Genomic DNA, 16,296 nt, shown 5'->3' with positions numbered 1-16,296 from the left:
AGATCACCGCCGGGCACCTGTCATTTCAAGCCTGCGGCTGAGCAGGGAGGGTTTGAAATGACGGATCTGGCGCAATTCCGCCAAGAGGCACGGGATTGGTTGGCCACCCATTGCCCCGCCGAGATGCGCACGCCGATGGGCGAGAATGACATCTGCTGGGGCGGGCGTCACTTTGTGTTCCAGTCATCCGCGCAAAAGGAATGGCTGGATGTGATGGCGGCGCGCGGCTGGACCGTGCCGGGATGGCCCAAGGCCTATGGCGGCGGCGACCTGTCCGGGCCTGAGCAGAAGGTGCTGGCCGAGGAAATGGCGCGGATCAATGCGCGCCCGCCTTTGCAGAGCTTTGGCATCTGGATGCTGGGGCCGGCATTGCTGCACTTTGGCACGGAAGAGCAGAAGCGCCATTACCTGCCGCAAATCGCGCGCGGAGAGATCCGCTGGTGTCAGGGCTATTCCGAGCCGGGCGCGGGCTCCGATCTGGCCAGTCTGCAGACCAAAGGCGAGGACAAGGGCGCCTATTTTGAGGTGAGCGGCCAGAAGATCTGGACCTCTTATGCCGATAAGGCGGATTGGATTTTCTGTCTGGTGCGCACTGAACCTAACGCCAAAAAGCACACCGGCATTTCTTTCCTGCTGTTTGACATGGCCAGCGCGGGGGTGACCACCAAACCGATCAAGCTGATCTCCGGCGCATCGCCGTTTTGCGAGACCTTCTTTGACGCGGTGCAGGTGCCCAAGGATCAGATCGTCGGCGCGCGGGGGCAGGGCTGGACCATTGCCAAATATCTGCTGACCCATGAGCGGGAGATGATCGGCGGCTCTGATGCGGCGATCTTTGCCAAAACCGATCTGATCGCTGATGCGTCGCAGGCCATTGGGCTGGATGACGCCGGGCGGCTGGATGACCCGATGATGCGGGCAGAGCTGGGGCGCTTTCTGGTGGATGAGATGGCCTTTGACGCCCATGTGGACATGACCCGCGCCTACATGCGGGCGGGCAACGAGCTGGGCGCGCGGTCTGCGGAATTGAAATATCTCGGCACCGAACTCAACAAGCGCCGCCAAAGCTTGCGGGTCGCAGCGGGTGGCGCTGAGGATCTCGTGTGGGAAGGCCCTACCAATGACGCGGGGCAGGCGGCGCAGGATTGGCTGCGCTCCAAAGGCAACAGCATCGAAGGCGGCACCTCCGAGGTGATGCTGGGCATCCTGTCCAAAGCCATTTTGAATTTGCCAAGCTGAGGAGGGGCGGAGATGGAAATCTTAAATGACGATCACCAGATGGTGGCCGATGCCGCCGCCGCCTATCTCAGCAAATCCCACCCGATCACGGCGTTTCGGGCCTTGCGTGAAAACGGCGCTGGGCACGGCGATAACCGCGCGATCCTTTCCGAGTTCGCGGAGCTGGGATGGATGGGCATTCTGCTGCCTGAAGAGGTCGACGGCGCGGATTTTGGCGCGCGGGCTGCAGGCGTGATTGCCGAGGAGATCGGGCGCAACCTGACGGTGGCCCCGTTTCTTTCGACGGCGGTTCTGTCGGCGTCCCTTATGCGCCAGACCGGCGGCGCGGCGCTCTCGGAATGGGGGGCAAAGATTGCACGCGGGGCTGCCATTGTGGCGCTGGCGCTGGAAGAGGGGGCCAAACACCGCCCCGGCCGGATCACAACCACGCTGACCCAAACGGGCGACGGCCTGACTTTGACGGGTCGTAAGAGTTTTGTGGTGGATGGCAGCGGCGCAGACCGTCTCATTGTGGTGGCCCAGTCCGCGGAGGGGCTGGCGCTCGTGCTGGTGGATCCGGCGGCCCAAGGGGTTGTGATCACACCGCAGCTGCTTCTGGATCACCGCAATGCGGCGCTGGTGCACTTGGATGAGGTATCTGTGCCCAAAGAGGCGGTTCTCGCCACGGGGGCAGCGGCGCAACAGGCCTTGGATCATGCGCTCTGTCTGGGCCGTGCGGTGACCGCCGCAGAGCAACTCGGCGTGGCCAAAGCCGCCGCAGAGCAGACCTTTGAATACCTGCGCACCCGCAAACAATTTGGCCTGTTGATTGGCCAGTTTCAGGCGCTTCAGCACCGCGCGGCGGATCTTTACTGCGAATTGGAACAGACCAGCTCGCTGATCGCCCGCGCGCTCAACGCCATTGATGCGGGCAGCGACGAGGCCGAAGCGCTCAGCCGCGCCGCCAAGGCCAAGATGGCCCATGTGGGGCAGCAGGCCACGGAAGAGGGGGTGCAGATGCATGGCGGCATCGGCATGACCGACGAGATGGACCTCGGGCTTTTCATGAAACGGGACCGCGCATTGACCGAGTTTCTCGGCGATGCAGGTTGTCACACCGAATGGCTTTTGCGGCACCGCGGTATCTAGCAAGGGTTGAAAAGGCGCTAACCTACGGAGGCGTATGCAAAAATAGGGTGAAGTAACGGGGGTTTTCAAGAATTCGTCAAGCGGGAGGCTTGACGCAACAATATTACCTCCGGACACTGATTCTGGAAAGCTGACAAAAAAATGTCGGCATGGGAGGAAACATTGGAAGTTGTGCAACTGCTCGTCAGCGGGCTTGCGAACGGCTGTGTCTATGGCTTGATCGCGCTTGGCTTCGTGCTGATCTATAAGGCGACCGAACAGGTGAATTTCGCCCAAGGCGATTTCATGATGCTCGGCGCCTTTGTTACTTTGGGCCTCACGAATGCGCATTACATGGGGCTGCCCTTCTGGGTGGCGGCCCCTCTGGCCATCGCCATCATGGCGGTGCTGGGCTATCTGCTTGATTTCTTTGTGCTGCGCCATCTCTTCGGGCAAAGTCAGGTCGCCGTGGTGATCCTCACCATCGCGCTGGGCTTTGTGATCCGGTTTGTCGCCGGTGCGATCTGGAGCCACGAGCCGCAGACGCTGGAAAGCCCGCTTGCGATTGGTGATTTCAATGTGGGCGGTGTGGTGCTGGGCATGGCCGACATCGCGGTGATTGTTGTCACTGTGCTTCTGACCTTTTTCCTCTATCAGTTCTTTCAGCGCACAAAGCTGGGGCTCGCGATGCAGGCGGCCAGCCAAAACCAGATGGCGGCCTACTTCATGGGCATTCCGGTGAAACGGGTGCAAGGCATGATCTGGGGCTTATCCGGTGCAACCGCAGCGGTTGCTGGCATCCTCTTTGCCTCCAAAGGTGCGATTGACCCCAACGCCGGGCTTTTGGGCATCAAGGCCTTTGCCGCCGCTGTCATCGGTGGCTTTGGCAGCCTGCCCGGCGCGCTTATGGGCGGGCTGATTGTGGGGGTGATCGAACCCTTCGCCGCGCGCTATCTCGCCGCCGGATACAGCCAGATCGCGCCTTATGCGCTCTTGCTCTTCGTGCTCGTCTTCCGACCCCACGGCCTGTTCTCACAGGTCCGCACCAAGAAGGTCTGAGCCGATGCGGATACATTTCAAAACCTCTTATGACCATGACATCCGCCTCTTTCCGGACCTCTGGAGCTTCTGCGTCTATGCCGCGCTGATTGTCATCGCAGTGCTGCTGCCCTGGTTGATTGACGAATTTTACCTTGGCGAAGTCACCAACGTGCTGATCTGGGCCATTGCCGGTCTGGGGCTGATGCTGCTCACTGGACAGACCGGACAGGCCAGCCTCGGCCACGCGGCCTTCCTTGCGCTGGGCTGTTATTCTTGCGTGATCTTCATGGAGCAGGGCTGGCCCTTCCTGATCGCCTTCCCCGCCGCAGGCATCCTCACCGGCGTTGTTGGCACCATCATCGCCATTCCCGCCATCCGCCTGCACGGCATCTATCTCGCCATTGCCACCATCGCGCTCTCCATTCTGGCCGATGACATCATCGTGCTGATGGAGCCGGTCACCGATGGCGTGTCGGGCAAATTTGCCCCGATGATCACCATCTTCGGCATCGAGATCGAGCGCTGGACCACACCGGATCGTTTCTATTGGTTGGTGCTTGCGGTCACGATCCTCTGCACGCTGGGCTATCGCAATCTACTTCGCGCGCCGCTGGGCCGCGCCTTTGCCGCGGTGCGTGACAGCGAGGTCTCCGCCACCGCCATGGGGGTACACATCGCCCGCACCAAGGCCGCCGCATTTGGCATCTCTTGTGCGATCACAGGCTTGGCCGGGGCGCTGATGGGGTTCTACGCGGGAGCCTTCAATAACGAGACCTTCTCCATCGTGATCTCCATCACGCTCCTGATGATGATCGTGATCGGCGGCCTTGGCTCCATCCACGGCGCTTTCTTTGGCGCGGTGGTGGTCGCCTTCCTACCGCAGTTCCTATCGATCACCAAAGACCTGATCGGCGGCAGCTCGGTCGCCATCCCGGGGCTGGAAACCGGCGTCTTTGGCATGATCCTCATCCTCTTCATCTTGTTTGAACCCATGGGCATCTACGGGCGTTGGATGAAAATCCGCATCTGGTTTGAGCTCTTCCCGTTTGCCCGCAAAGACATGTTCAAACGCCAGAAAAGCTACCTGAAGACGGAGCGTTTGAGATGAGCCATCTATTGGAAATCACCAACGCGACGCTCAAATTCGGCGGTGTGGTTGCGGTCAACGATCTGACCTTTTCGGTGGAAGAAGGCGAGGTCTACGCCATCGTCGGCCCCAACGGCGCGGGGAAATCCACGGTCTTCAATCTGATCTCGCGGTTTTACGATCCCTATGCCGGATCGATCAGTTTTGACGGCAATGACCTGCTGGCGCGCAACGCGGATTCCGTCGCCGATCTGGGCATCGCCCGCACCTTTCAGAACATCGAGCTGTTTGACCACGCCACGGTGCTGCAGAACCTTCTGGTAGGGCGGCACCGTCACCGCCAGACCAATATGGTGCAGGAGATGCTCTTCACCCCCAAGGCGAGGCGGGAGGAGAAACGCCATCGCGAAGCGGTGGAGGAGGTGATCGATTTCCTCGATCTCCAACCCTACCGCGACAAGATGATTGCCGGTCTGCCTTACGGCGTGCGCAAAGTGGTCGAGCTGGGCCGCGCGCTTGCCTCCGGCCCACGACTCCTGCTGCTGGATGAGCCTGCCTCCGGTCTGTCGGTCGAAGAAACCCAGGACATGCGCTGGTGGATCGATGACATCCGCAAACAGATGGGCATCACCGTTCTGATGGTGGAGCATGACATGGGGCTGGTCTCTGGTGTGTCAGACCGCGTGCTTGCGCTGGCGGATGGGGCCAAACTGGCCGAAGGCACGCCCGCGCAGGTGCAATCTGATCCGGCGGTGATTGAGGCCTATCTGGGCGCGGGGGCGGCGTGATGGGCGAAACAGTGCTTGATATCAAAAACATCGAGAGCTTCTACGGCCCGATCATGGCGATACGGGGCGTTTCGCTTCAGGTGGAAAAGGGGCAGGTGGTCACCGTGCTTGGGGCCAATGGCGCAGGCAAATCCACGCTTCTGAAAACCATCTCCGGCATCATGGACCCTGAAAAAGGCCAGGTGGTCTTTGAGGGCCGCGAGATTCAGGGCATGGAGCCGCACAAGGTGGTGCAGGAAGGCATCGTGCATGTGCCCGAAGGCCGCGAGGTCTTCCCGCTTCTAACGGTGGATGAAAACCTCTCGCTTGGGGCCTACACCCGCGCGGATAAGGCGGAAATCGAAAAAGACCGGCAGATGGTTTTTGACTATTTCCCCATCCTCGCCGAGCGCCGCCATCAGGAGGCGGGCACGCTATCGGGTGGTCAGCAACAGATGCTCGCCATTGGGCGCGGCCTGATGCTGCGGCCCAAGATCATGCTGTTGGATGAGCCGTCCCTCGGCCTGTCTCCGCTGCTGGTGCAGGAGATTTTTGCAATTCTGCGCCGCCTGAACAAAGATGAAGGCGTGACCATGATGCTGGTGGAGCAAAACGCCAAGGTCGCCTTGGAGCTGGCTGATGTGGGCTACGTCATGGAGGTGGGCCGCATCGTGATGGACGACACCGCCGACCGGCTGATGGAAAGCGAAGACATCAAAGCCTTCTATCTTGGCCATCAGGAAGAAGGTGCGCGCGGTGAGCGCCGCTGGAAACGCAAGAAAACGTGGCGCTGAGGGAGGATTGGACATGAACATTCTCAACACATCCCGCCCGCCGGAACAGGTTGAAATCAACGGGGTGATTGTCTCCGCCATTCCCGGTCAGCGCCCCGCGCTGGTGGACGGCTGCGACACCATGGTGCGCCTGTTTCAGAAACGCTGCGAGCAGCTGGGCACCCGCACGGCGCACCGCGAAAAAGACCTCGGCATTTGGCAAAGCTACTCCTGGCGCGACTATTGGGAGCACGCCAAATGGATCGGCATGGGCCTGCGCGCGCTGGGCCTTGAGCGCGGCGAGGTGGTCTCGATCCTGTCCGAGGACCGCAAGGAATGGCTCTATGCCGACATGGGCATTCAATGTGTCGGCGGCATCGCCTCAGGGGTTTACACCACCGACAGCGCCAGCCAGCTCGAATACCTTCTACGCGACAGCGGCAGCCGCTTCCTGTTTGTGGAAAACGACGAGCAGCTTGATAAGTTTCTGGAGATCGAGGATCAGGCCAGCCATGTGGTGAAGGTCATCATTCTGGATCAGGACGGGCTGCACGACCTGCGCCACGAAAAATGCGTCTTCATCGAAGACCTCTATGATACCGGGCGCGTTTTTGCGGCTGAAAACCCCGGCATGTTTGAGGCCGAAATCACCAAGGCCAAGCCCGATGACACGGGGCTTCTGATCTACACCTCCGGCACCACAGGCATGCCCAAAGGGGCCATGCTGTCTCAGGAAAACATCATCTCCGCCTGTGTCTCTGGCGCACACGCCTTGCCGACCTCTGACAAAGACGAACAGCTCTGCTTCCTGCCGCTCTGTCATATTCTGGAGCGCAATGTGTCGGCCTATTTCCCGATTGCCGGCAAGGCCACGGTGAATTTTGCCGAAAGCCCGGAGACGGTGTTTGACAACCTGCGCGAGGTCTCGCCCGCGCATTTCACAGCCGTGCCGCGTGTCTGGGAAAAGATCTATTCCCGAGTTCTCGTACTGGCGCAGGAGGCCACGCCGATTGGCCGTTTTGCCTTTTCCATGGCGGTCAAGGCGGGGCTCAAACGCGCAGACTACCTGCTCGAACGCAAACCCGTTCCGATGGCAACACAGATCAACTATGCGGTCTGGGATTTTCTGGTGCTGCGCAACCTGCGCCGGATGCTTGGCATGGACAAAATGCGCCGTGGCGGCACTGGGGCGGCGCCGATTTCACCAGAGTTGATCCGCTGGTATTGGGCCATTGGCGTGACCCTGCTTGAGGGCTACGGCATGACCGAAAACGCCGGGCTCTGCTCCATCAACCTGCCTGATGAAAACAAGATCGGCACCGTGGGCAAATCCTGCCCCGGCTTTCAGGTGCGCATTGCCGAGGATGGCGAAATCCAGACCATGGGTCTCAACAACTTTCAGGGCTATTGGCGCAACAATGAAAAAACCGCAGAGACCTTCACCGCTGACGGCTGGCTGCGCACCGGCGATGTGGGCCGCGTCGATGAGGACGGCTTTGTCACCATCACTGGGCGTCTGAAGGACATCATCATCACCGCTGGCGGCAAGAACATCACGCCTGCTGAAATCGAAAGCCGCCTGAAATTCAGCCACTATATTTCCGATGCGGTGGTGATTGGCGATGCGCGCAAATACCTCAGCTGCCTGATCATGATCGATCAGGAAAACGTGGAGAAATACGCCCAGGACCGCAAAGTGCCGTTTTCCGATTTTGCCTCGCTCTGCGCGGCGCAGGATGTGGTCGACCTCATCAAGGGAGAGGTGGATGCGGTCAACAAGGAGTTCGCCCGCGTCGAGCAGATCAAGGATTTCCGTCTTATCAACGTGCTGCTCACCGCAGAGGACGAAGAACTGACAGCCACCATGAAGCTCAAGCGCAGCTTTGTGGAGAAGAAACACGCAAGCCTGATTGAGGAGATGTACTGAGGCAGTTCGCGTTTTACCTCAGGCATGCGGATCGCTTTTCGCGTTCGACCACTCGGGAGAGGCAGCGAATAAGCGGTTCAAGTTAAACGCAAACTGCCACGCATTCACGTGGCCTCAGACCACAGATTAACGGGAGGAAACTATGAAACATCTGACGACTGCACTGGCGGTTGGCGCGGCGGCGCTGGCGTCTCAGGTCGCTGCGGACACGCAGGGCGTGAGCGACAGCGAAGTGGTGATCGGCTCGGTCAATGACCTCAGTGGCATTTTTGCCGCCGTGGGTGTTCCGGCGGTGAACGGCGCCAATATGCGCTTTGAAGAAGCCAACAGCGCTGGTGGCGTGCACGGGCGTCAGATCCGGTTTGTTGTGGAGGACAACGGCTACCAGATCCCGCGCGCGATGCAGGGCTACAACAAGCTGCTCAACCGCGACAAGGTCTTTGCGATGCTGCTCAGCCTTGGCACGCCGATGAACACAGCAGGTTTCAAACTGCTGGACCCCAAAGGCATTCCCAACATCGGCCCGCTTTCGGCCGCGCGCCAGATGCTGCAGGATCCGGTCGACAATAAATTCATCGCTTTCTCAAGCTATTACGATCAGGTGCAGGTGGGTGTGACCTATCTGGCCGAGGAGTTTGGCGCCAAAGAAGTCTGCTCCATGTACATCCCGTCTGACTTCGGCAAGGAGATCGCGGAATCCACCGCCGATGCGGCCGAAACGCTGGGCCTCACCATGGCAGGCGAGACCACACACAAGCCGGATGAGCTGGATTTTGTCGGCTCCCTGACCAAGCTGAAAGCGGCAGAATGTGACATCGTCACCATGGCGCTGGGCGTGCGTCAGGGCATCACCGTGGTGGGCACCGCCAAAAAGCTCGGTTGGACCGATGTGAAATTCCTCAACACCTCCGCAGGCTTTCTGGAGCCGGTGGCACAGGTGCCCGGTGGCGTGACCGACGGGCTTTATGCCGCTGCGGGCTGGCGTGATCTGTATGAGCGCGCGGCCGATCCTGTACCGGCCAAATTCATCGCGGATTACAAAGCGAAATTTGACCAGCCCGCCTCGGGTTTTGCCATGCTTGGCTACTCCGCCGCAGACACTGTGGTGCGCGCGCTCGAAGCCGCCGGTGCCGACCTCACCCATCAAAGCTTCCTCGCTGCCATGGAATCTCTGGACTACGCCGATGAGCTGACCGATGTGCAGATCACCTACGGCCCAGATGATCACCGCGGCGCGGATGTGGTTGTGGTGTCCGTTGTGGAAAACGGCGGCTGGAAAACCCTCGCGGTGAAATAAACCTGAGGCACATAGACTTAGGAAGGCGCGTCATCGGGCGCGCCTTTTCTTTTGATGGAAGCAAAAGGGCTGACCGCAAAAGAGACCATGAGGCGCATAAAAATTCCCCGCAGCCGATGGTCTGGTCTGCGGGGAAGGCGGGAGTGACCTTTTGTTGTATCTGTCCCCGAGGTGCTGCCGCGCCCAGCGTGTCGCGGCTGTCCCGTTGGTGGCTTCCCAGCCCGCCTGTGCGCGCGCTGTCTGCCCCATTCTGCAAAGCAGCCCGCATTTTGCGGCCTCTGGTTGCCGCCTGATATCAGTCTACGCTATTTTGGGTGGAAAATCTACATATAGTGTAGATCGCGCACGGAGATCCTACATGCGCAGCGTCAGCGCCAGCTCACATCCCCAAGGAAAATATACCCGGCCCCGTAGATCGTTTTGATAAGGCGCGGATTTTTGGGGTCTTCCTGCAATTTGGTGCGGAGGCGCGAAATCCGCACATCCATCGCCCGGTCAAAGCTCTCGCCCGCCGCGCCGCCCAAAGTCTCCTGCATCTGCGCCCGGCTGATCAGCCGTTTGGGGCTGTCCAGAAACAGCCGCAGCACCTCGCCTTCCGCATGGCTGAACGTTGTCTCCGCGCCGGTTTCATCTTCCAGCACATAGCGGTCAAAATAGGCGGTCCAACCGTTGAACTCGGCGGTATTGGCCACCGCCACCGGCGCAGCCGCACGGTCTTTGCGCAGCCGTGCGCGCACACGGGCCACCACTTCGGTCGGGTCAAAAGGCTTGATGATGTAGTCATCCGCCCCCAGTTCCAGCCCGGTGATCCGGTCCTGCACCTGCGCGCGCCCGGAAATGATGATCACCGCCGCGCCGACCTCCAGCGCCAGCCGATGCACCAACGTCAGCCCGTCTTTGTCCGGCAAGCCCAGATCCACAAGGCAGACATCCGGCGTGGTGGATTTCAGAGCAGCTTCAAATTCGGTGGCCCGCGAAAACGCCATGGTGCGAAAGCCCGCATCCTCCAGCGCATCCGCAAGGATCATGCGGATATCCGGTTCATCGTCCAGAATGGTGACAAGCGGAGCAGTCATAAACAGGGTCTCACTTCGGGTGCAAAAATTGGTCTAACTGTTTGGCCGTAAAGGGTTTGGGCAGCACCGGCGCCCGCGCCGCCCCTTCGATATAGAGCGTGTGGCTCTGGGGCAAGCTGGTCATAAGGTAAGTTGGCACACGCTCCCGCCCAACCTCGCGGATCAGGTCAACACCTGTGGCCTCGCCCTCCAGCGAAATATCGGAAAGCACCAGCTTGATCTCCGGCACCTGATCCAGCAGCACCCGCGCCTCATCCACGCTGGCGGCCTCAATCACCGTGTGTTTCATATCGGTCAGCATGTCGCGTATCAGCCCGCGCAGATCGGGGTTGTCCTCCACCAGCAGCGCCAGCCCGGGCGTCGCATCCTGCACCGCACGGCGCAGCGGCAGCCGCAGGATCACCTGCCCGCCATTCACCGCATTGCCGATCTTGATGTCGCCCCCCACCAGCTTGGTCATGTCATAGACCATCGCCAGCCCAAGGCCCGACCCCTCCGCGCCCTTGGTGGTGAAGAACGGATCAAGCGCGCGGCTGAGCGCCTCGTCAGAAAAGCCCGGCCCGGTATCGCGCACCGTGAATTGCACCCAGGTGTTCTGCACCAGCTCGGCAATCAACAGAATTGTCCCCCCGGCGCCACAGGCATGGGCAGCATTCAAGAGCAGGTTCACCAGAGAATCCTGCAACATCGCCGGATCCACCATCAGCGCGCCGTCAGGAATGTTGTTTTCAATGATCAGCGCCACCTTCTTGTCGACCGTCGGACGCGCCAGCGTCTCCAGATCAGACAGAAAGCCCGCCATATCCGTAGCCGCCAGCTTGGGCACCCGCGGGCCGGTGACATTGGCCAGATTGTCCAGAAGCGTGCCCCCACGCCGCGCCGCGCCCAAGGTGGCCTCAATCAGCGATTGCGCCTCCTCCGGCAGGCCCATCTTCTGCAGCTTGCGCTGGGTGCCAAGAATGATGGTCAAGAGGTTGGAGAAATCATGCGCCAAGCCGCTTGTCATCTGCGCCGCGATTTCACGGCGGCGGGTCTGTTGCAGGGCCACGCGGGTCTGGGTTTCCTCGGTGATGTCCATTGACAGCACATAGACCCCGCGCGCCGCGCCCTCGCTGTCATCCGGCGTAAAGGCCACGCGGATCCGCCGCGTGCTGGGATGTTCGTTGAACTCAAACACCGAGGCCTTGCCGCGAAAGGCCGCCTCAAGATGGGGGCGGATCGCGCGAAAGGCGCTTTCGCCAAGCGCCTCCTCGGCCCGCATGCCCACAATATCTGAGGGGCGCCCGGGGATCACCGCGCTGAGGCGGCGGTTGGAATAGGTGTAGATCCAGTCCGGCCCCACATGGGCGATATGGGCCGGCATCATCTCCGCCGTCAGCCGCATCCGCGCCTCGCTCTCGGTCAACTGGCGCTTGACCTCCTCCAGCGTGTTGACCGTGCTCTCCATCTCCCGGTTGGTGGCAGACAGCTCCTCGGCATATTGCAGCACCTGATCTGACAGCTCCTCAGAGCGCGCGCGCAGCAGCGCCTCCTGCCGTTTGGTGGAGGTGATATCGGTGTAAACCGCAACCCAGCCCCCCTGAGGCAGAGGTGAGCCTTCCACGCTGATCCAGCGCCCGTCGGCGCGCTTTCGTTCAAAGTAATGCGGCTCAAACGCCAGCGCCCGCTCCACACGGTCCTGAATGAACGCCGCCTTCTCAGCCTCGGCAATGGGGCCGTATTCGCCATTCTCAATCAGAAAGGCGATGGTGTCGGCAAAGGTCGCCCCGGGTTGCATCAACCCCTTGGGAATAGAGAACATCTCGCGAAAGCGCGCATTGGCCACAACCAGTTTCAGCTCGCTGTCATAGATCGACAGAGCCTGTTTGATCAGGTTCAGCCCGGCGACGGTCATCGCCTGCGTTTCCCCTTTCACATGCGCCATTCAGCTCTCCTTTTCTTATCGCTAACACCGGTTTCGGGGCCAGCGAAAGCCCGAAATGCGCGCTGTTACAATTCGTAAGGTTTAGGAAATGTTAAGGAAAAAGTTGACCCGCAGCCTGTTCTGAGCCCCACTGTGAGGGGAGGAATCGTTTCGACGGTTTTGGCTTGCTCAAAACACCAATAGGGCGAGCTTTAGGGAGGAAAGAAATTTGGCACAGTCGTCACAGGCGACCGGCGGACTCGCGTCCATTCCGGCGCTGTTGCAGCGGAACGCCACCCAATTTGCGGATAAAGACGCATACCGGGAGAAAGAGTTTGGGATCTGGCAGACCTGGACTTGGGCAAAGACAGCAGAAGAAATCGAAGCGCTCGCGCTCGGCCTGATCAATCTGGGCGTGTCGGAGGGCGATTTTGTCGCCATCATCGGCCGCAACCGCCCCTATTTTTACTGGTCGATGGTTGCCGCCCAGTCCGTGGGCGCGGTGCCGGTGCCGGTCTATCAGGACAGCGCGGCAGAGGAGATGGAATATATCCTCGGTCACTGCGGCGCCAAATACGCCATCGTCGAAGACCAGGAACAGGTCGACAAGATCATCGACATTCAGGACAGCCTGCATCAGTTCGAACATATGATCTACGTCGATCCGCGCGGGCTGCGGAAGTATGATCACCACCAGCTGCATGAATTCAGCCACATTCAGGCGCAGGGCCTCGCAGCACGGGATGAATGGATCACCGATCTTGAGGCGCGCCGTGGCAAGCTGACCTATGACAGCACCTGCGTGATGCTCTACACCTCAGGCACCACAGGCAAACCCAAAGGCGTGGTGCTCTCCAACCGCAACGTGATCGAGAGCGCGAAGAACTCTTCCGAGTTTGACAAGCTCACAGCGGGCGAAGAGATCCTCGCCTATCTGCCGATGGCATGGGTTGGGGATTTCATCTTCTCCATTGGTCAGGCGTATTGGACAGGCTTCTGCGTGAACTGCCCTGAATCCGCAGACACTATGATGACCGACCTGCGCGAAATCGGGCCGACCTACTATTTCGCCCCGCCGCGCGTGTTTGAGACCCAGCTCACCAACGTCATGATCCGCATGGAAGACGCAGGCTCCCTTAAGCGGCGCATGTTCCACAACTTCATGGAGCACGCCAAAAAAGTGGGCGGCGATATTCTGGACGGCAACCCTGTCCCCTTCATGGACCGTCTGAAATACAAACTGGGCGATATGCTGATCTACGGCCCGCTGAAAGACACGCTCGGCTTTGGCCGCGTGCGCGTGGGCTACACGGCGGGCGAAGCGATTGGTCCGGAGATTTTTGAGTTCTACCGCTCCCTCGGCATCAACCTGAAACAGCTCTACGGCCAGACCGAAGCCACCGTCTTTATCACCGCCCAGCCGGACGGTCAGGTGCGCGCGGACACCGTGGGCGTGCCAAGCCCGGATGTGGAAATCAAAATCGACGACACCGGCGAAATCCACTACCGCAGCCCCGGTGTATTTGTGGAATACTACAACAACCCCGAAAGCACCGCCTCCACCAAGGACGCGGAAGGCTGGGTGGCAACCGGTGATGCTGGCTTCTTTGAAAAAGACACCGGCCACCTGCGCATCATCGACCGCGCCAAAGACGTGGGCAAAATGGCCGATGGCTCCATGTTCGCGCCCAAATATGTCGAGAACAAACTGAAGTTCTATCCTGACATTCTTGAGGCCGTGCTCTTTGGCAGCGGCAAGGATCGCTGCGTGGCCTTCATCAACATCGACTTGACGGCGGTGGGCAACTGGGCAGAGCGCAACAACGTGCCTTATGCTTCCTATCAGGAGCTCGCAGGCCATCCGAAGGTGCTTGAGTCCATTCAGAGCCATGTGGAAACGGTCAACAAATCCGTGGCCGATGACCCGATGCTGGCAGGCTGTCAGATTCACCGCTTCCTCATCCTGCACAAGGAACTGGATGCGGATGACGGCGAAATGACCCGCACCCGCAAAGTGCGCCGTGCGGTTGTGGCCGACAAATTCAAGGATCTGGTGGATGCGCTCTATGGCGGCGCCAGCTCGGTCTCAACCGAAACCGAAGTGACCTATGAAGACGGCCGCAAAGGCAGCATCCGCGCCACGCTTGAATTGCGCGACGCCGCAGTGGTGCCCGTGGCCAGCAAGGTGGCAGCAGAATGAATGATATGAGCAACGACAGCTTCGTCACCGACGACGGCCGCACCATTGGCGGTGTGGTCATGGAAATGAAAAACATCACTCTGCGCTTTGGCGGGGTGAAGGCGATCACCGACATCAGCTTTGACATCCGCGAAGGCGAGATCCGTGCGATCATCGGCCCCAACGGCGCGGGCAAATCCTCAATGCTGAACGTGATCTCCGGCTTCTATGTGCCTCAGGAAGGCGAGGTCTGGTACAAAGGCGCAAAGCGTCCGCCGATGAAACCTTATCAGGTGGCGCAACAGGGCATCGCCCGCACCTTCCAGAACATCGCGCTGTTTGAGGGCATGTCCGTGCTTGATAACGTGATGACCGGCCGTCTGCGCCAGATGAACGCCAATCTCATCCAGCAGGCGCTCTGGAAAGGCAAAGCCGAGCAGGAAGAGGTGGAGAACCGCGCCTTTGTGGAACGCATCATCGACTTCCTTGAAATCCAGCACATCCGCAAAACACCGGTTGGGCGTCTGCCTTACGGTTTGAAGAAACGGGTCGAGCTTGCGCGCGCTCTGGCGGCGGAACCGTCTATCCTGCTTCTGGATGAGCCAATGGCCGGGATGAACGTCGAGGAGAAAGAGGACATGTCCCGCTTTATCCTTGATATGAATGATGAATTTGGCACCACAATCGCGCTGATCGAGCACGATATGGGCGTGGTTATGGATCTCTCGGACCGCGTGGTGGTGATGGATTACGGCAAGAAGATCGGGGACGGCACACCAGATGAGGTGCGCAACAACCAGGATGTGATCGACGCCTATCTGGGGGTGGCTCATGACTAAGCAAATCCCTGACTTCAAAGAAAAATTCGGAGGCGTTTGTGATGCCTGAAAGTCTTCTCTACGGCACCGAGGTTGTGCTTAACGGCCTGATGGCAGGGGTGCTTTATGCGCTCGTCGCGCTGGGCTTCGTTCTGATCTACAAAGCCTCCGGCATCTTCAACTACGCCCAGGGTGTGATGGCGCTGTTCTCTGCGGCGACCCTTGTGGGGATCATGAAAGGGCAGGTGCCTTTTGCGCATCTGATCAACGCGGCACTCGGCACGGAAATCCACCACTTTGGCTGGCATGTGCCCGCGATTCTGGCGATCCTTCTGACCATGGGTGTTATGGTGTTCCTCGCTTGGGCGGTGCAGAAATTTGTGTTCCGCCATCTGGTCAATCAGGAGCCGATCATCCTGTTCATGGCCACCATTGGTCTCGCTTATTTCCTCGAAGGTTTTGGCGACCTGATGTGGGGCTCTGACATCAAGACGCTGGATGTGGGCCTACCCCAGGGCGGCAGCTTCTGGATTGAGGAAAACACCCAGTGGCTCGGCATGGGCAACGAGAACTTCTACGGCTTCTTCCTGGATCAGCTCGATCTGGTTGCCACGGTGATCGCCACCATTCTCGTGATCGCACTGGTGCTGTTCTCTCAGTACACCAAACAGGGCCGCGCCATGCGCGCAGTGGCCGACGACCACCAGGCCGCGCTGTCGGTGGGCATCTCGCTCAACTTCATCTGGGTCATGGTCTGGTCCGTGGCAGGCTTTGTCGCGCTGGTGGCGGGCATCATGTGGGGCGCCAAATCCGGTGTGCAGTTCTCGCTCTCGCTGATCGCACTCAAGGCGCTGCCGGTGCTGATGCTGGGCGGCTTCACCTCGATCCCAGGTGCCATTGTCGGCGGCCTGATCATCGGTGTCGGTGAAAAGCTCTTTGAATTCACCATCGGCCCGCTGGTCGGCGGCGCAACCGAAAACTGGTTCGCCTATGTGCTGGCACTCGTCTTCCTCGTCTTCCGGCCGCAGGGCCTGTTTGGGGAAAAAATCATCGAGAGGGTCTGAAACGAAAGGTCTCACAGG

The 16,296-nt window shown here is 59.9% G+C and carries 13 protein-coding genes; 11 read left to right on the top strand and 2 right to left on the bottom strand.

All coding sequences use genetic code 11. The annotated features are described in order from the left end of the window. The first annotated feature begins 57 nt into the window (after positions 1–57). The 8 genes from J7412_RS00170 to J7412_RS00135 all read left to right on the top strand — a co-directional run bounded on the left by J7412_RS00170 (position 58) and on the right by J7412_RS00135 (position 9,238). Positions 58–1,239: an acyl-CoA dehydrogenase family protein gene (locus J7412_RS00170; RefSeq protein ID WP_209075906.1), complete on the top strand. Its 1,182-nt coding sequence runs from the start codon at positions 58–60 to the stop codon at positions 1,237–1,239. A gap of 12 nt (positions 1,240–1,251) precedes the next feature. Further along, the gene (locus J7412_RS00165) at positions 1,252–2,367 is read left to right on the top strand and encodes an acyl-CoA dehydrogenase family protein (protein ID WP_209075904.1); all 1,116 of its coding nucleotides are present in this window, start codon (positions 1,252–1,254) and stop codon (positions 2,365–2,367) included. A 162-nt stretch (positions 2,368–2,529) separates the two neighbouring features. Next, positions 2,530–3,405, top strand: a complete 876-nt coding sequence (locus J7412_RS00160; RefSeq protein ID WP_209077456.1) for a branched-chain amino acid ABC transporter permease — start codon at positions 2,530–2,532, stop codon at positions 3,403–3,405. Positions 3,406–3,409: 4 nt separating this feature from the next. After that, on the top strand, positions 3,410–4,495 hold the full coding sequence (locus J7412_RS00155) for a branched-chain amino acid ABC transporter permease (RefSeq protein ID WP_209075901.1): 1,086 nt from the start codon (positions 3,410–3,412) through the stop codon (positions 4,493–4,495). Beyond that, entirely contained in the window at positions 4,492–5,262 is a 771-nt protein-coding gene (locus J7412_RS00150) for an ABC transporter ATP-binding protein (RefSeq protein ID WP_209075899.1), read from the top strand. The genes J7412_RS00155 and J7412_RS00150 overlap by 4 nt, the downstream gene beginning before the upstream one ends. After that, complete coding sequence (locus tag J7412_RS00145) at positions 5,262–6,035, top strand: ABC transporter ATP-binding protein (protein WP_209075896.1); 774 nt, start codon at positions 5,262–5,264, stop codon at positions 6,033–6,035. The genes J7412_RS00150 and J7412_RS00145 overlap by 1 nt, the downstream gene beginning before the upstream one ends. Before the next feature lie 13 nt (positions 6,036–6,048). Then, positions 6,049–7,941 carry a long-chain fatty acid--CoA ligase gene (locus J7412_RS00140; RefSeq protein ID WP_209075894.1) on the top strand — a complete coding sequence of 631 codons (1,893 nt, stop codon included), beginning with the start codon at positions 6,049–6,051 and terminating at the stop codon, positions 7,939–7,941. 142 nt (positions 7,942–8,083) lie between these two features. After that, positions 8,084–9,238 (top strand): ABC transporter substrate-binding protein, encoded by a 1,155-nt coding sequence (locus J7412_RS00135; protein ID WP_209075892.1) that lies wholly within the window; start codon positions 8,084–8,086, stop codon positions 9,236–9,238. Between the two features lie 368 nt (positions 9,239–9,606). Here J7412_RS00135 and J7412_RS00130 read toward each other — a convergent pair whose 3' ends face one another. Both J7412_RS00130 and J7412_RS00125 read right to left on the bottom strand, forming a co-directional pair. Continuing rightward, the gene (locus J7412_RS00130; protein ID WP_209075890.1) at positions 9,607–10,314 is read right to left on the bottom strand and encodes a response regulator transcription factor; all 708 of its coding nucleotides are present in this window, start codon (positions 10,312–10,314) and stop codon (positions 9,607–9,609) included. A gap of 10 nt (positions 10,315–10,324) precedes the next feature. Further along, entirely contained in the window at positions 10,325–12,238 is a 1,914-nt protein-coding gene (locus J7412_RS00125; RefSeq protein ID WP_209075888.1) for a PAS-domain containing protein, read from the bottom strand. A gap of 208 nt (positions 12,239–12,446) precedes the next feature. Between J7412_RS00125 and J7412_RS00120 the strand changes: the two genes are divergently transcribed. The 3 genes from J7412_RS00120 to J7412_RS00110 are packed head-to-tail and all read left to right on the top strand — an operon-like array spanning position 12,447 to position 16,278. Continuing rightward, a complete protein-coding gene (locus J7412_RS00120; protein WP_209057489.1) occupies positions 12,447–14,417 on the top strand; it encodes an AMP-binding protein in 1,971 nt (656 codons plus the stop codon). Next, positions 14,414–15,235, top strand: coding sequence for an ABC transporter ATP-binding protein (locus J7412_RS00115; RefSeq protein ID WP_209057486.1), 822 nt, complete (start codon positions 14,414–14,416; stop codon positions 15,233–15,235). The genes J7412_RS00120 and J7412_RS00115 overlap by 4 nt, the downstream gene beginning before the upstream one ends. A gap of 41 nt (positions 15,236–15,276) precedes the next feature. Next, positions 15,277–16,278 (top strand): branched-chain amino acid ABC transporter permease, encoded by a 1,002-nt coding sequence (locus tag J7412_RS00110; protein ID WP_209057484.1) that lies wholly within the window; start codon positions 15,277–15,279, stop codon positions 16,276–16,278. Positions 16,279–16,296 lie beyond the last annotated feature (18 nt).

Origin of the sequence: Shimia sp. R9_3 (genome assembly GCF_017743755.1) — a bacterium.
Lineage (GTDB): Bacteria > Pseudomonadota > Alphaproteobacteria > Rhodobacterales > Rhodobacteraceae > Shimia.
This window is presented reverse-complemented; position numbering and strand designations above follow the sequence as displayed.

Bases quoted from the DNA above. Each gene is read 5' to 3' on its own strand.
- J7412_RS00115 (WP_209057486.1), top strand. From the start codon at position 14,414: ATGAATGATATGAGCAACGACAGCTTCGTCACCGACGACGGCCGCACC.
- J7412_RS00150 (WP_209075899.1), top strand. From the start codon at position 4,492: ATGAGCCATCTATTGGAAATCACCAACGCGACGCTCAAATTCGGCGGT.
- J7412_RS00145 (WP_209075896.1), top strand. From the start codon at position 5,262: ATGGGCGAAACAGTGCTTGATATCAAAAACATCGAGAGCTTCTACGGC.
- J7412_RS00110 (WP_209057484.1), top strand. From the start codon at position 15,277: ATGCCTGAAAGTCTTCTCTACGGCACCGAGGTTGTGCTTAACGGCCTG.
- J7412_RS00135 (WP_209075892.1), top strand. From the start codon at position 8,084: ATGAAACATCTGACGACTGCACTGGCGGTTGGCGCGGCGGCGCTGGCG.
- J7412_RS00125 (WP_209075888.1), bottom strand. From the start codon at position 12,238: ATGGCGCATGTGAAAGGGGAAACGCAGGCGATGACCGTCGCCGGGCTG.
- J7412_RS00140 (WP_209075894.1), top strand. From the start codon at position 6,049: ATGAACATTCTCAACACATCCCGCCCGCCGGAACAGGTTGAAATCAAC.
- J7412_RS00155 (WP_209075901.1), top strand. From the start codon at position 3,410: ATGCGGATACATTTCAAAACCTCTTATGACCATGACATCCGCCTCTTT.
- J7412_RS00130 (WP_209075890.1), bottom strand. From the start codon at position 10,314: ATGACTGCTCCGCTTGTCACCATTCTGGACGATGAACCGGATATCCGC.
- J7412_RS00170 (WP_209075906.1), top strand. From the start codon at position 58: ATGACGGATCTGGCGCAATTCCGCCAAGAGGCACGGGATTGGTTGGCC.
- J7412_RS00165 (WP_209075904.1), top strand. From the start codon at position 1,252: ATGGAAATCTTAAATGACGATCACCAGATGGTGGCCGATGCCGCCGCC.